The organism is Streptomyces luteolus (genome assembly GCF_029968015.1).
GTDB lineage: Bacteria > Actinomycetota > Actinomycetes > Streptomycetales > Streptomycetaceae > Streptomyces > Streptomyces luteolus.
The window spans coordinates 51,679-64,461 of the sequence record NZ_JASCIS010000045.1; the positions used below are offsets into that span (position 1 = coordinate 51,679).

Genomic DNA, 12,783 nt, shown 5'->3' on the forward strand with positions numbered 1-12,783 from the left:
TTCACCCGAACGCCGGACACTCACGGACGCTCAGGGACGCTCCCCACCACGGCAAAGCGCCGCGCCGGGCCCTTCGTACGGGGTACGAGGGCCGGCGCGGCGCCGGGAACTCCGAGCGGTGCCGCTAGCTGTTGACGCAGACGTTGCCGAACGCCGGGTTCAGCAGCCCGAAAACGTTGACGGAGTTGCCGCACACGTTGGTCTGGACGTCGACCGGAACCTGGACCACGTTGCCCGAGAGAACACCCGGCGAACCGACGGCCACACCCGTGGCTGAAGCGCCCGGATCCGGGGCCGAGGCGGCGGCGGCACCGGCGCCCCCCAGGAGCAGCGCCGTGCTGGCCACGGCCATTGCACCAAGCTTCACAATCTTCATTACAAGCCTTTCTGTCGGGGCATTGCACAGCCGGACACACGGGAAACGGCCGCGCCCACTGCCACGCATAATCACGCAGTCGGTCGTGAATTTCGTGCGACATTCCGATGAGCCTCCGAATGGAGGCATCCGGCCCTCGCGCGGTTTCAGCGCTGAAACGGAATGGCGATTTCGTCACGCGCCGTGTCCGTGCACCGGAGAATCCGCGGGGATTCCTCCCGGGCGTCACTCTGCGTGTCCGGGAATGTGCACCGGGTTGAAGGTTGGGGAAACCGGGCGGATCCTCGAAGGGATGCCCCGGACGTTCCGGCCGCGTCCCTTCACGAGGAGTCTCGATGCGCTTGATGCACAGCGTGCTGGCGGTCGTGTTCTTCGCCTCGGTGTTTGCGGGTGTCTGCGCCTCCGCGCAGGCGAGGACGCAGACACCCTTCGGCGACACACCCGGCTGCAGCACGGTCTTCCTGTCCATGACCGCGGCCGGCGGCAGTTGCGAGTGAGGTCGCCGCGCGCGAGCGGGGTCAGCTCTGCGGAACCAGTTCGACCTGCTGCTCGGTGGTGGCGAGGAAGTTCGTCTCGATGGGGATCAGGCCCGAGCGGGGCTTGATCTGCACGAGGTGGCTCTGCACCGTGGCCGACCCGGCCTTGAGGTGGATGCCGCCGAAGGCCCCGGTCTCGAGCTGCCAGGTGTGCAGCTCACCGTCGCACACCGCTTTCTGCGATTCGCCGGACATGGATGTGTTGTTCTGCCGCACGGACGCGGTGACATATACCGGTGAAAGCTCGGTCGACCCGGTGCAGCGGTACGTTCCGGAAGTCGTGACCGTATGGTCGGACGCGATGACGGCGCGGCTGTCCACGGTGATCTCGTAACCGGGTGCGGAAGTGGCGGTGCCGGCTCCGAGGAGTACGGCCAGGGCGGCAAGGCCCGTGGCGGTCTTTGCGTACATGGCGGCCAACTCTCTTTCTGGGGGTGGGATTTCCGGTGCCGTTGTGCGTATCACGCGGAAACCCGCCGGAAACGCCCTTGATCGCCCGTCGGTGCGGCCGTGTGCGGAGGATTCACTCTTCCCGTCGAGCGCGCTCGCGCCCATTCCGATGTGAATTCGCGCGACACCGTGGGCAGTTGGCTGCGCGCCGTGTGCGCGCCGGTGGGCGGGCCTCCGCGTGCTCTCCCCTGAATGGGTGAAACGCGGGGCTCGTACCGGTATCACGCCGTTAGGGTGCCGAACCATGGTCGATACCCAAACCGCCCCCAGCGGCAACCAGTTCAGCCTCGGCACCCTGTCCATCCTGGCCTGGATCGGTGCGCCCGAGGAGGGCCACGAGACGCCCTACCTGCTCGCCTACACCCTCGGTGACGGGGAGAACGGAGCCGCCGAGAACGAGGCGGCCGTGCTCGCGCTCGCGCAGAGCCTGTCGCTGCCGCTCGACGGCACGATGGCGGACGGCTCGCGCCCCGGCTTTCCCGTGCAGCTGCTCGTGGAGGGCGGCCAGGCGGTGCTCACCCTGCAGGCCTTGAAGGCGCAGTGCGTGGCCCCGCCTGAGTGGCTGGACGCGGTGGAGCAGGGCGCCTCCGTGCACTTCGTGCTCAGCACGCGGGCCTGGCCCGAGGCCGCTCCGGGGCAGCCGGTGCCGCTGGAGGCGTTCCGCGCGTACGTCGGTGACGAGGAGGTGCTGCGGTCCGCCGCGCACTGCCTGCTGCCCGTCGGCAAACTGCGCTGACTTCCCGCCAGGGGGATTGCTGCGCTCAGGGGACAAGCCGTGGGGTTCACCGGGACGGCTCGTTGTTCCGGACGTAATCGATGCTCTGACGAAGGTGGACACCGTGAAGTTGACCAGCCGTGCGGGACTGGCCGTACTGATGACGTGCATGGCTTCGGCGGCCGCCGTGGCGCCGGCCGCGGCCGCGGACTCGGTGCCCGTGCCGGTGCCGCTGGAGGGCCTGGAGACCGCGCTGCCGGTTGAGGTGCCCGAGGTGCGCGGCGGGGTGCCGCTGCTGAAGCCCGGGGCGCCCGTGACCGGCGAGCGGACCGAGGGTCGGCTGATCGGTGAGCATGTGCTGCCGCAGCTGCCGCTGCACAGCGCGCTGCCCGAGACCGTGCTCGACGCGCCCGTCACCGACCCGCTGACCCAGGAGCGGGTGGCCGGGCTCGGCGTGGAGTCGGTGGAGTCGCCGGTGGAGGCGCTCTCGCCCGGCCTCGGCGTGGCCGCGCCGCTGACCGAGCCGGGCGCGGGTCCGCTGGGGCTGCCCGGGGTGGACGTGCCGCAGCTGGCGCTGCTCACCCCGGCGCTGCAGGCGACCCCCAACGCGGGCACGCACCTCTCCTGAGGCGCGCCGAGCCATGAGCAGCCCCTCGGACGGCACTTCGGCGGCCGCGCCCCGTGCCTCCGCGGGGCGCTGGCACCGCGTGGGCTCCGTCGTGCGGGCTCACCCCGATCCCGCGCCGCCCCCTCCCCCGCTGCCGGTGCCCCCGCCGCGCGGGGCGAGCGCGACTCCGGTGTACGACCAGTTGGTCGCCGAGTACCGGGCGCGGAATCTGACGGTGCCTCGGTCCAGGTAGAGCTGTTCTTCGGGGGCACGTCCCGCACCGTCGGACCGGGCGCCGTCGGACCGGGCGCCGTCGATCGCGCTCCGCGCTCGTCCTCCAACTCCCCCAGCCTCCGGCCGGGAGGTGCCCCCAGACGGGCTGATTCGGGGGGCCAGCCCCCGGACCCCCGCTCCTCAAACGCCGGAGGGGCTGAATTTTCAGGGCGCCAGGCCCACCGTCCCGTACTGGGAGCGCGGGGTCTTCTCGCCGACCTTGCCGGGGCTGATGGTGCGCGGGTCGACGGCCTCGCCGGGGGCGCCCTCGCGGTAGACGCCGTCGGGGGCGTAGTCGCGGTCGTGGGGCAGCAGGTAGAAGACGCGGCGCTGGTAGTAGCCGGAGTCGGCCTGCTCGGCGTCGGCGGTGAGTTCCGCGTAGCCGACGATGCGGCCCTCGCGGGCGTAGGCGGGCTTGCCGCGGCGGCGGGTGGTCTTGTCGCGGGACTGGCGCACGTAGTCGAGCCGGTCCGGGTCCTCCAGCCAGACCACGTTGTTCTCGTGACAGAGCTCTTCCTCCGTCAGCAGCGAGCTCATCGAAGCGGCCCTTCTGTCTCGTACGCGGGTGGCGTGGCGGAGCCCGGCTCGGGGAGCAGTCCGATGCGCGGGTAGTACTTGCGGCCGTTGGATTTCAGCATCTCGGCGGGTGAGGCGAGGCCGGTCTCCTGGCGGACCCGGCCGGCGAAGGCGCGGGCGGTGGCGGGCCTGATGCCCTCACCGGCCGCGCACCAGGAGACGTACGACGCGTACAACGCGCCCTGTTCAGCTCGGAGTTCGGATTCGGCGTCGGGATCGCGGCAGCAGCACTCGGTGAGGAAGCGGCCGATGTGGTCCTCGGTGGCCGCGTACGCGCGGGTGGCGAGGCGGACGCGCTGGGGGCCGTCGAGGGCGTCGCGGGAGCGCAGGTAGCGTCCCGCGCCCGTGATGAGCCACTGCAGGATGCCGGGGCCCTCGTCCCGTACGAGTTCGAAGGCCAGGTTGTCGATCTTGCGGGCGTCGGGGACGACCCGTTCGAAGGGGATCAGGCGGATGCGGCGCCAGAAGGCGTAGCCGCCGGTGGAGACCTCGGGGCGGTGGTTGCCGAGGAGCCAGAGGTGGTGGGTGGGCGTGAAGGAGAAGTAGTCCTGCCGCATCCGGCGGGCCTTGATCTTGTCGCCGCCGGTGAGGAGTTTGACGCGGGCCTCGTCGAAGCGGTCGTTGGGCTTGAGTTCGCTGCAGATCAGGATGCGGCGGCCGTGCAGTTCGGTGAGTTCGGTGGAGTGCTCGGAGAACGAGCCCCGGTCCATGAGGAATCCGGGCGGCGCGGCGTCCGCGTAGTCCCCGAGCAGCTGGATCATCGTGTCGAGCAGCACCGACTTGCCGTTCTTGCCCTCGCCGTGGAGGAAGGGCAGGACCTGCGCGCCGACGTCGCCGGTGATCGAGTAACCCAGCATCAGATGCAGGAAGTCGATCATCTCGCGGCCCTCGTCGTCGTCGCCGAAGGTGTCCGCGAGGAAGCGGTGCCAGCGGGGCGTCGGGGTGTTCTCCGGGGCGACGGTGGTGGCCTTGGAGTGGAAGTCGCGGGTCGGGTCGGGCTTGCGCAGGGCGCCGGTACGCAGGTCGACGACGCCGGTGGGGGTGCACAGGGCGTACGGGTCGCCGTCGAGCGCGTCCGGGTCGAGGGCCAGGGACGGGGCGGCCTTGGCCTGGGCGAGCAGGGCCTTCATTCCGGTGGTGGAGAGCGTGCGGCGGCGGTGGACGCGCAGTTCGCGCTCGCTGTGGCGGCCGTCGGGGTCCTGCTCGGGCATGTCCTCGGCCATCTCCCCCGCCGCCCACAGCGCGGCCTTGTCGCCGCCGCTGCGCTTCCAGCGGTGCCCGTTCCACTCGTGCCAGCCGAGGCCCTCCACGTGCCGGAAGCGGTCGTTGTAGAGGTGCGCGAAGAGCTTGGCGTTGCCCCGGTTGCTGAGGGTGGGGGGCAGTGCGGCCGCGGTGGTGGCGTGGGGCGGTGCGCCAGTGGGCCGGGAGGTCGCGGGCGCGGCGCACGCCTCGGCCGGGGCGTGCTGCGCCTGGCCGGGAACGACTCTGGCGTGGTCTTGGGCGCGCGGCTGCGCGAAGCCAAGCATCTGCTGCGCTGCAGCAGCGGCGTCGAATCCGGGCACGCTGGTCATGGGCGTCCTTGCGGGTGCAGTCGTACGTACCGTTCTGTCTTGATGTAAGGGGCCGAAGGGACCCGACTCCCGCGCCCGCCGCCGCTGGTCGACCGGGATCGGCCTCTCGCACGCAAGTAACTGGTGTCGAGTCCCTTGGGTCACTGTCGGTCGGGACGGCACTGGGAGCAGCTCTTTCGGTCACCTGCGAGAGACCAAGGGGCTGGGCAGTTCGGCACTGCTTTCGAACCCTCGGAGACGTCGCAGGTCAGAAGCGTGCGCATGTCGAATCAGGGACTGAAGGGACTCTGGATCGCTGGTGCCTGGCCAAGCAGGTTCACCAGCCTGCGGAGGACTGGGCGCGGCAGCTCGCGGCGCTGTCGGACCGCGCGAGGACGGGTCGCTCATGACCGGCGGTCTCCAGGGCGAGGGTCATCGGCTCACCAGGCAGGGCGGATCGGTCCCGGCGGTGCAAGTAGTGTCAGGTCCGCGACGAGTTCGCTGAAGCGCTCCTCGCCCAGGGCTTCTTGCCACGGCGCGACGGCAGCCCGGGCCGCCCGGTCGGCGGCGCGTGTGGCGGCCCAGCCGATCTCGGTCAGTCCCAGGAGGCGGGCGCGGGCATCGTGCGGGTGTGGATGCCTCTCCACGTACCCCTTTCGGACCAGTTCCTCGACCAGCTGGGCGGCGGCCTGCTTGGTCACGCCCAGGTGCTCGGCCAGGTCGGCCGTGGTGGCGCCGCCCACCGAGATGTGGGCGAAGGCGAAGCCGTGTGCAGGTCGTAGGTCCTCGAATCCCTGTTGAGACACGCCGGTGTGAATTTCCTGCACCAGCTGCCCGGACAGTGCCAGCACGAGTCCAGAGAAGGCCAGGGCGTCGTCCATGGGCTTGACTATAACTCGCCAAGCTACTTGTCTATATAGACAAGTAGCTTGTCCAAATGGAGGCTGGCATGCCGTTTATCCACAGCGACGAGGCCGTCGTACACGAGATTCACGGTGGCCGTTTCATTTCCTACGTCCGTCCGGACACCGGCAGCCGGGAGCTCGCGGCCTGGCGCGTCGAGATCCCAGCCTCAACAGTGGGGCCGACCCACACGATCAGCGACGAGGAGACCTTCTACGTCCTCTCCGGTCGCCTCCGACTCACCATCGACGGCGAGAGCGCCGAACTCGGCGCCGGTGATGCGGCGGTGGCACCTGCACGCTCCGAACTCGCGGTCGCCAACACCGACGACCAGCCCGCCCACATGTGGGTCACCACACGGGTCGGTCTCACTGCCGAACTGGCTGACGGCAGCACCATCACGCCACCCTGGGCTCACTAGTGATCAAATCGGGATCAACTACCACTTATCCCAGGGAGGTTGAGGGGTATGGCGACGCAGGCGCAGAGGGAGACCGCCGGGCATGCCCGGTACACCTTCCGTGTGCGATTGTCGTCCACGGCCCGGCGTGCACTGGAGGCGGAGTGGGACCGGTGCCGCTGGGTGTGGAACGAGTGCGTCGCGCAGTCGAAGCAGGTGCATGTCTGGAACACGACGCGGCCTGACGGCGTCGACAAGCGCACCTGCGGGCCGGTCCAGCTCGCGAGGATGCTGACCGAGGCCCGCGCCCGCACGGCGTGGCTGCGTGAGGGTGCCTGTGTGCCGCAGCAGCAGTTGATACGCGACTTCGGCAAGTCCCGTGCCAAGGCACTCAGGGACATCGACAACCGGCTTCCGATGCGGCAGCGGGCCGGGATGCCCCGGTTCAAGAAGAAGCGCGAGGCGGCGCCGACGCTGGAGTACACCAAGCGTGGCTTCCGTCTCAAGGACGGCCGCCTGCACTTGGCGGGCGGGATCGTGGTGCGGCCGGTGTGGTCGCGGGAACTGCCTGAGGCACCCTCCAGCGTGCGCGTCTACCGCGGCAGCATCGGCCACTGGTGGGCGTCCTTCGTCGTCCCCGCCGTGACCGAGCCCCTGCCCGCCACCGGGCGCGTGATCGGCATCGACTGGGGCGTGGCTCAGACCGCGACCACCACATCCGAGGACCACGACCTTCCCCACGCACAGCACGGGAAGAAGGCTGCAGCGAAGCTGACGCGGTACGACCGCATGATGGCCCGGCGCAAACCGAAGAAGGGCCAGGCCGCCTCGAACGGCTACCGCAAGGCACAAAAGCTACGGGCCAAGGCCCACAAGAAGGTTGCACGGCAGCGTCAGGACACCAGCCGCAAGTGGGCCAAACATGTGGTCCGCGACCACGACGCCCTTGCGGTCGAGGACTTCCGACCGAAGTTCCTTGCGCATACCTCAATGGCCCGCAAGGCCGCGGACGCCTCGATCGGAGCCACGAAGAGGGCCCTGATCGAGATGGCACGTAAGCACGGGCGCGATGTGCGCCTGGTTCTTCCCCAAGCTCTCAACTTCGTTCGAGCAGGGGAGACCCCATTGGCGCACACCACGATGGACTGTGCGCAGTGCGGAGCGAGAGCCAAGCACGCACTCCCTCTTTCCGAACGAACCTATACCTGCGCCGCCTGCGGAGCCGTGTCCCCCAGGGACAAGAACTCCGCACGCGTGATGCTGGTCCGGGCTGGTCTGGCCCCGGACGGTGCTGAGGGCGCAAGACCTCCAGGGGCGCTGCCCCTGGAGGCTGCCTGAGCCGTGAATCCCCACATCAGCCCTGGAGGGCCGGACTCCCCTCCTTCCAGGGAGGGGAGCAGTCAAAACTGTCTCAAGTCACTCCTCACTCCCCCACTTCAAGCCTGCCCAAGACAGTTGGCCCGCCCCTACCCGTCCAGTGCGGGCGCCGTAGGCCCCGGCAGGAGGCGGGACAGCTGCTCGGCGACGGCGAGGACGGTGCGGTCGGCCAGGTAGGGACCGACGACCTGGACGGAGAGCGGGAGCCCCGACGCGGTCCGCCCGACCGGGACCGTGGCCGCGGGCAGCCGTACGTGGCTGATGAGGTTGGCCCAGGCCGTCTGGTCGAAGTACGGCCGCTCGGCGCCGTCGACGGTGATGCGGCGCTGCGGCACCGGCACCGAGGTCAGGTCGGGCACGGCGGCCGTCGGCGCGGCCGGGGTGATGAGCACGTCGTGGTCCTCGAAGTACCGGGCCCAGCGGCGGGCGAGCCGCTCGCGCTCCTCGTTCGCGCGCAGCCAGTCGCGGTGCCGCTGGGTGCGGGAGCGCAGGAAGAACGCGCCGGGGCCGTGGTCGTCGTCGGCGAGCTTCGCGGCCGCGTCGATCTCGCCCTGGAACGCCTCGTCGGACGCGCTCGCCGTGCCCGTCGCGTACATCAGGGTCTGGAACAGCCGGTCCGAGTCGGCCAGGTCCACCGGGCGGGTCGTGGCGTCCGTGCGGGCGCCCTCGGCGTCGAGCGACTCGGTGACGCGGGCGAGGAGTTCACGGGTCTCGGTGTCCACCCTGCAGTACGGGTCGTCCGCCCACACGCCGGTGCGCAGGCCCCTGAGCGTCCGGCTGCGGGGGGCGGGCAGGTCCAGGCGCCAGGCGGGCGCGTCGGTCGGCGCGGGGCCCGCGAGGACGTCCAGGAGCAGCGCCAGGTCGTCGGCGGTGCGGGCGAGCGGGCCGGGGGTGAGCATGTCGCCGCTCGTCAACCAGCCCGGCGGGCGCGGGATATGGCCGCGGGTGGCGACGATGCCGTGGCTGGGGCGCAGGGCGTGCACGCCGCAGTAGTGCGCGGGCAGCCGCAGCGAGCCCGCCAGGTCGCTGCCGAGCTCCAGGGCGGTGAGCCCGGCCGCGACGGCCGCCGCGGGACCGCCGGAGGAGCCGCCCGCGGTGCGGCCCTGGTCGTACGGGTTGCGGGTGGTGCCGAAGAGCGTGTTGGAGGTCTGGATGTCCTGGCAGCCCGCGGGGGTGTTGGTCTTGCCGAGGACGATCGCCCCGGCCGCCCTGAGCCGGGCCACGGCGTCCGCGTCGCGCTCCGGGACGTGCTCGGCGAACTCCTCGCTGCCGCAGGTCGTACGGAGCCCCTCGGTCTCGAAGGCGTCCTTGACGGTCATCGGCAGGCCGTGCAGCGGGCCCAGGGGGTCGCCGGTGCGGGCGAGGTGCGCGTCGGCGGCGCGGGCCGCCTCGCGGGCGCGGTCGGCGTCGAGGGTGACGACGGCGTTCACGGTGGGGTTGACGCGCTCGTGGTGGGCGAGGAGCAGGTCGAGGAGTTCACGGCTGGAGATCTTCCGCCGCCGCAGCGCGGCGAGTTGTTCGCGGGCGGGGGCGAGGTGCAGGGGGGTGCGCACGGGTTTGGTGACCTTCTGGCGTTGGGGGACGGCGGTCGCGGTGGCCGGCGCGGTCAGGGACGCGGCGGCCAGGGTCGTGGTGAGACCGGTGGTCAGGGCGAGGAAGGATCGGCGGATCAACTGCTGGCTCCGGTCGGGTCCTTGGCGTCTCGCGCGGGCGGTACGGGGTCGGACGGTGGGCTGAAGTGGGCGGCGACGCGCAGCAGCAGCCGGGTCTCCTCGTCGGCGGTACGGCTGGGCAGGCGCGCGTCGGCCCACCCGGCGGGCTCCTCGACGCGGGCGCCGCGGGCCTGCCGTACGAGCGCGTCGTGCAGCTGGTCGGCGGTGACGGCGGCGGCGAGGTCCGGGTCCGTCAACCCCTGGGCGGTGCGCCTCAGTTCGGCCTGCTCGCGGGCGTCCGGGTCGAGGTAGGGGCGCAGCTCGATCTGGGCGTCGCGGATCTCGACGGTGCGCCGGTAGACGTGGAAGCCGACGCCGCGCAGCCGCAGCACCTCGCCGAGCTGGCGGGGCGGTTCGAGCAGCGCGATCGACGGGACGGCGCGGCGCAGCTCGGCCCACAGCGGGCCGAGGCGCCGGTACGCGAGATGTTCGCGCACCCATACGCGGGCCTCACCGGCCCGTGCGGCGACCGTCGGCAGGAAGTAGCCCACCTGCGTCACCGCCGCCCCGATGTCCCCGCAGATCCACGCGTACGGCTCCAGCTCCCGTACGTCGAAACCGAAGACCGCGCCGAGGACCGAGGAGATGCGGATCGCCGAGTAGCCGAGGGTGATCACCGCGCCGACGCTGATGGTGCGCAGGCCGCGGGCGATCCACGGGGACGTGGCACGCCGGGCCTGGCGGGCGCAGCCGACGGCGAGGGCGATCTCGGCGACGGTGTACGTGGTGATGTAGAGCGTCAAGTACGCCTGGTAGTACGGGTCGTGGACGTAGTACAGCGTGAAGTCGGCGGGCCGCTGCTCGGCCGGGGTGAGCAGCGTGAACAGCACGCCGAGGGTGGCGATGACGGCGACGCCCGCGAGGACGAGCAGCCGGGTGCGGCTGCGGGTCTTCTGTCCGTCGGGCACGGCCCAGTGGAGGAGGACGACCGCCTGGGCGACGAGCACGCCGATCACACAGGACTGCGCGAGCGGCACGGCGATGTTGGTGACCCCGAAGAACGCGTCCACGCGCACCCACACCGGGGTCAGCGAGATCGCGTAACTCAGCGCGGAGGCCAGATAGGCGACGCTCAGGGCGACCAGGGCCCGGTCGCGGCGGTCCCGGCGCAGATCGCGCAGGAGGAGCAGGAAGCCGGTGCTCGCGAGGACCAGGCCGAGCGGATGGAGCAGGTCCTTCACCGGGTGCGCCCCTCTCGGCCGGTGCCCGCGCCTCGGGGCCGCAGCAGGGTGCGGGCGACGCGGGCGGCGTCCTCCTCGGCGGGCGCGGCCGCCGCGTACGGGCTCGCGTACGGGCTGGTGCGGGCCTGGAGGTACGAGCCGATGAGCTCGGCCTCCCGTTCGTCGTGCTCGGCGTAGTCGGTGCGGCCGAGCACGGCGCGTACGACTGCGGGGTCGATGTGGGTGATCAGCGCGGCGGCGTCCTTGTCGCGCAGGGCGGGGCCGCCGCGGTGCTCTTTGAGTATGTGTCCGAACTCGTGGGCGATGATGTGGTCCTGGTGGGAGCGGCTGGTACGGGGGTCGTAGAACACGTAGTGGGTGTCGCGGGTGGCGAGCCACATGCCGCAGGGCACCGACTCGGAGGCGGCGACCTCGGCGGGCTCCAGGCGCAGGGCGCGTCCGGTGCGTTGCTCGACGTACGGCACGAGGTCGCGGACCCCGGCGACGGCGGGCAGGGAGAGGCCGAGCACGAAGTCCCGGCAGCTGCGCCGGATCTCGTCCGGGGACGGCTCGCCCCTGCCCCTGCCCCTGCGGCCACGCGGTCTCATGGGCCACCTCCGCGGCGGGGCCGGACCGGGCCTGTGCGTACGGGAGTCGGCGCGGTCATCAGGCAGGCCCGTACGGGAGTCGGCGCGGTCATCAGGCAGGCCCGTACGGGAGTCGGCGCGGTCATCGGGCCGGTCCCGGTCCGGGCGGCAGGCCCTCCAGCTCGCGCACGCGGTCGATCATCGCGAGCACCGCGTCCATCGACTTCGGCGAGAGCCCGACCGCCCGCAGCGCCACGTTCTGCACGCCCGCCTCGCGCAGCCGCTGCAGCGTCTCCAGGTCGGAGCCGACGCGGCGGGCCACGTCGTCGTCGAAGAAGTACGCCACCGGAACGCCGAAGAAGTCGGCGAGCGCCTCCAGATGACGTTTCGTCGGGTTGTCGCGGCGGCCGGTGCGCAGCTGCCACAGATAGGTCCCGGAGACCGTGGGGCCGCCCTGCTCGTGGAGGAGCGCGGCGACTTCGTCGTTGCTGTAGGGCCGGCTGCGGCCGGCGGGGTGGATCACCTCGAAGAGATGGTTGAGCCGTGCGGCGAGGGTCGATTCGCCTGACTCCCCCGGGTTCTGGTCGCTCACTGACATGGTGCTGGGTCTCCCCGTTCTGGTCCGCTCCCCCACCGGCGCGATCAACGCCAGTTGACTATTTCACCGCCGAAACCATAGTTTTCCAGCACCACCACAGCTGAGATGGATGCACGGTGGGCGGCCACTCCGTCGTACCCCGTGGAGCGGCACACATGCTCTCACTGTCCGTCGCAGCCGTTCGAAGCAGCATTCGCACACCGGCTGTTCGTACACCGGCAGTCCGCACACCGGCTTTCCGACGGGACGGAGTACCACGTGTCGCTCGTAGACGCCACAGCCCAGTACCGGAATCCGCCGTCCCGGGCCGGGGCCACGTCGCCGTGTGCTGCGGTCGCGACCTGCGCCGGAGCGGTGTGAGCCCGGCCGCCGACGCGGCCCGGCTGCGGGTGCTGCGCCACGTCGAGGAGCTCCGCGAGACCCTGCCCCAGCCTCAATTCGCCCTGCTTCTGCGGGTGTTGCGGAGCGTGGCCGGGCAGGGCGGGTACGGGGCACGGCTGCCGGTCGGCGACATGGACCGGGCGCATTTCACCCCGTTGGTGCGCAACGAGATGCTGCGCACCTGGACCATGGTCGGACCGGCGGCGCTCCAGGACCCGTCGTGCCCGCGGCAGCTGGCCGCCTCGCTGGACGCCCTGCTCGCGGGCATCGACGAGGAGACCGCGGCGCTGGAGGGCATCGCGCACGCGAGCGGCCTGTACGGCGGCGCCGCGACCGGTGGGGTCGGCGGCGCCTGAGGAACCCGTGGGTGCGGGGCGGCTGGGACGGGGGTCCGGCCGCCCCGCGTCGACGGCTGTCCCTGCTCCGGCGCCTGTCCCTGCTCCGGCGCCTGTCCCTGCTCCGGCGCCCCTGCTGTGGCGTCCGTGCTTGCTCGCCTCGCCTGCTCGCCGCGTGCTCGCTCGCTCGCACGCTGAGGCGCGGGGGGGGGGGGGGGGGGGGGGGGCGCCCCCCCCCCCCCCCGGG

At 71.6% G+C, this 12,783-nt stretch carries 16 protein-coding genes; 7 read left to right on the forward strand and 9 right to left on the reverse strand.

From position 1 onward, the window contains the following. Window positions 1-124 precede the first annotated feature (124 nt). Window positions 125-352, reverse strand: coding sequence for a chaplin (locus QIT00_RS31305; RefSeq protein ID WP_282538829.1), 228 nt, complete (start codon window positions 350-352; stop codon window positions 125-127). A 359-nt stretch (window positions 353-711) separates the two neighbouring features. On the opposite strand from QIT00_RS31305, the gene QIT00_RS31310 reads away from it, so the two are divergent. After that, window positions 712-873, forward strand: a complete 162-nt coding sequence (locus QIT00_RS31310; protein WP_282538830.1) for a hypothetical protein — start codon at window positions 712-714, stop codon at window positions 871-873. Window positions 874-894: 21 nt separating this feature from the next. Here the strand turns inward: QIT00_RS31310 and QIT00_RS31315 are convergent, their stop codons facing one another. Further along, window positions 895-1,323 carry a DUF6299 family protein gene (locus QIT00_RS31315; protein WP_282538831.1) on the reverse strand — a complete coding sequence of 143 codons (429 nt, stop codon included), beginning with the start codon at window positions 1,321-1,323 and terminating at the stop codon, window positions 895-897. Between the two features lie 283 nt (window positions 1,324-1,606). On the opposite strand from QIT00_RS31315, the gene QIT00_RS31320 reads away from it, so the two are divergent. The 3 genes from QIT00_RS31320 (at window position 1,607) to QIT00_RS31330 (ending at window position 2,937) form a co-directional block, all read left to right on the forward strand. Further along, window positions 1,607-2,098, forward strand: a complete 492-nt coding sequence (locus tag QIT00_RS31320) for a DUF5949 family protein (protein ID WP_282538832.1) — start codon at window positions 1,607-1,609, stop codon at window positions 2,096-2,098. A gap of 103 nt (window positions 2,099-2,201) precedes the next feature. Further along, complete coding sequence (locus tag QIT00_RS31325) at window positions 2,202-2,705, forward strand: hypothetical protein (protein WP_282538833.1); 504 nt, start codon at window positions 2,202-2,204, stop codon at window positions 2,703-2,705. 13 nt (window positions 2,706-2,718) lie between these two features. Beyond that, window positions 2,719-2,937, forward strand: coding sequence for a hypothetical protein (locus QIT00_RS31330; protein ID WP_282538834.1), 219 nt, complete (start codon window positions 2,719-2,721; stop codon window positions 2,935-2,937). A gap of 185 nt (window positions 2,938-3,122) precedes the next feature. Here the strand turns inward: QIT00_RS31330 and QIT00_RS31335 are convergent, their stop codons facing one another. From QIT00_RS31335 to QIT00_RS31345, 3 genes are all read right to left on the reverse strand, one after another. Beyond that, a complete protein-coding gene (locus QIT00_RS31335) occupies window positions 3,123-3,494 on the reverse strand; it encodes a DUF6009 family protein (RefSeq protein WP_282538835.1) in 372 nt (123 codons plus the stop codon). Continuing rightward, window positions 3,491-5,104 carry a DNA primase family protein gene (locus QIT00_RS31340; RefSeq protein ID WP_282538836.1) on the reverse strand — a complete coding sequence of 538 codons (1,614 nt, stop codon included), beginning with the start codon at window positions 5,102-5,104 and terminating at the stop codon, window positions 3,491-3,493. The genes QIT00_RS31335 and QIT00_RS31340 overlap by 4 nt, the downstream gene beginning before the upstream one ends. A gap of 419 nt (window positions 5,105-5,523) precedes the next feature. Further along, complete coding sequence (locus QIT00_RS31345; RefSeq protein WP_282538837.1) at window positions 5,524-5,964, reverse strand: MarR family winged helix-turn-helix transcriptional regulator; 441 nt, start codon at window positions 5,962-5,964, stop codon at window positions 5,524-5,526. Between the two features lie 68 nt (window positions 5,965-6,032). Between QIT00_RS31345 and QIT00_RS31350 the strand changes: the two genes are divergently transcribed. Then, window positions 6,033-6,407 carry a cupin domain-containing protein gene (locus tag QIT00_RS31350; RefSeq protein ID WP_282538838.1) on the forward strand — a complete coding sequence of 125 codons (375 nt, stop codon included), beginning with the start codon at window positions 6,033-6,035 and terminating at the stop codon, window positions 6,405-6,407. A gap of 48 nt (window positions 6,408-6,455) precedes the next feature. Then, window positions 6,456-7,724, forward strand: coding sequence for an RNA-guided endonuclease InsQ/TnpB family protein (locus tag QIT00_RS31355; RefSeq protein WP_282538839.1), 1,269 nt, complete (start codon window positions 6,456-6,458; stop codon window positions 7,722-7,724). Between the two features lie 128 nt (window positions 7,725-7,852). Here QIT00_RS31355 and QIT00_RS31360 read toward each other — a convergent pair whose 3' ends face one another. From QIT00_RS31360 to QIT00_RS31375, 4 genes are all read right to left on the reverse strand, one after another. Continuing rightward, window positions 7,853-9,436 (reverse strand): amidase, encoded by a 1,584-nt coding sequence (locus QIT00_RS31360; RefSeq protein WP_282538840.1) that lies wholly within the window; start codon window positions 9,434-9,436, stop codon window positions 7,853-7,855. Further along, entirely contained in the window at window positions 9,433-10,656 is a 1,224-nt protein-coding gene (locus tag QIT00_RS31365; RefSeq protein ID WP_282538841.1) for an MAB_1171c family putative transporter, read from the reverse strand. The genes QIT00_RS31360 and QIT00_RS31365 overlap by 4 nt, the downstream gene beginning before the upstream one ends. Beyond that, window positions 10,653-11,243, reverse strand: a complete 591-nt coding sequence (locus QIT00_RS31370) for a toxin (RefSeq protein ID WP_282538842.1) — start codon at window positions 11,241-11,243, stop codon at window positions 10,653-10,655. The genes QIT00_RS31365 and QIT00_RS31370 overlap by 4 nt, the downstream gene beginning before the upstream one ends. 121 nt (window positions 11,244-11,364) lie before the next feature. Continuing rightward, entirely contained in the window at window positions 11,365-11,820 is a 456-nt protein-coding gene (locus QIT00_RS31375) for a helix-turn-helix domain-containing protein (protein WP_282538843.1), read from the reverse strand. A 356-nt stretch (window positions 11,821-12,176) separates the two neighbouring features. On the opposite strand from QIT00_RS31375, the gene QIT00_RS31380 reads away from it, so the two are divergent. Beyond that, window positions 12,177-12,557, forward strand: a complete 381-nt coding sequence (locus QIT00_RS31380) for a hypothetical protein (RefSeq protein ID WP_282538844.1) — start codon at window positions 12,177-12,179, stop codon at window positions 12,555-12,557. The last annotated feature ends 226 nt before the right edge of the window (window positions 12,558-12,783 follow it).

Bases quoted from the DNA above. Each gene is read 5' to 3' on its own strand.
- QIT00_RS31305 (WP_282538829.1), bottom strand. From the start codon at position 352: ATGGCCGTGGCCAGCACGGCGCTGCTCCTGGGGGGCGCCGGTGCCGCC.
- QIT00_RS31310 (WP_282538830.1), top strand. From the start codon at position 712: ATGCGCTTGATGCACAGCGTGCTGGCGGTCGTGTTCTTCGCCTCGGTG.
- QIT00_RS31315 (WP_282538831.1), bottom strand. From the start codon at position 1,323: ATGTACGCAAAGACCGCCACGGGCCTTGCCGCCCTGGCCGTACTCCTC.
- QIT00_RS31320 (WP_282538832.1), top strand. From the start codon at position 1,607: ATGGTCGATACCCAAACCGCCCCCAGCGGCAACCAGTTCAGCCTCGGC.
- QIT00_RS31330 (WP_282538834.1), top strand. From the start codon at position 2,719: ATGAGCAGCCCCTCGGACGGCACTTCGGCGGCCGCGCCCCGTGCCTCC.
- QIT00_RS31335 (WP_282538835.1), bottom strand. From the start codon at position 3,494: ATGAGCTCGCTGCTGACGGAGGAAGAGCTCTGTCACGAGAACAACGTG.
- QIT00_RS31340 (WP_282538836.1), bottom strand. From the start codon at position 5,104: ATGACCAGCGTGCCCGGATTCGACGCCGCTGCTGCAGCGCAGCAGATG.
- QIT00_RS31345 (WP_282538837.1), bottom strand. From the start codon at position 5,964: ATGGACGACGCCCTGGCCTTCTCTGGACTCGTGCTGGCACTGTCCGGG.
- QIT00_RS31350 (WP_282538838.1), top strand. From the start codon at position 6,033: ATGCCGTTTATCCACAGCGACGAGGCCGTCGTACACGAGATTCACGGT.
- QIT00_RS31355 (WP_282538839.1), top strand. From the start codon at position 6,456: ATGGCGACGCAGGCGCAGAGGGAGACCGCCGGGCATGCCCGGTACACC.
- QIT00_RS31370 (WP_282538842.1), bottom strand. From the start codon at position 11,243: ATGAGACCGCGTGGCCGCAGGGGCAGGGGCAGGGGCGAGCCGTCCCCG.
- QIT00_RS31375 (WP_282538843.1), bottom strand. From the start codon at position 11,820: ATGTCAGTGAGCGACCAGAACCCGGGGGAGTCAGGCGAATCGACCCTC.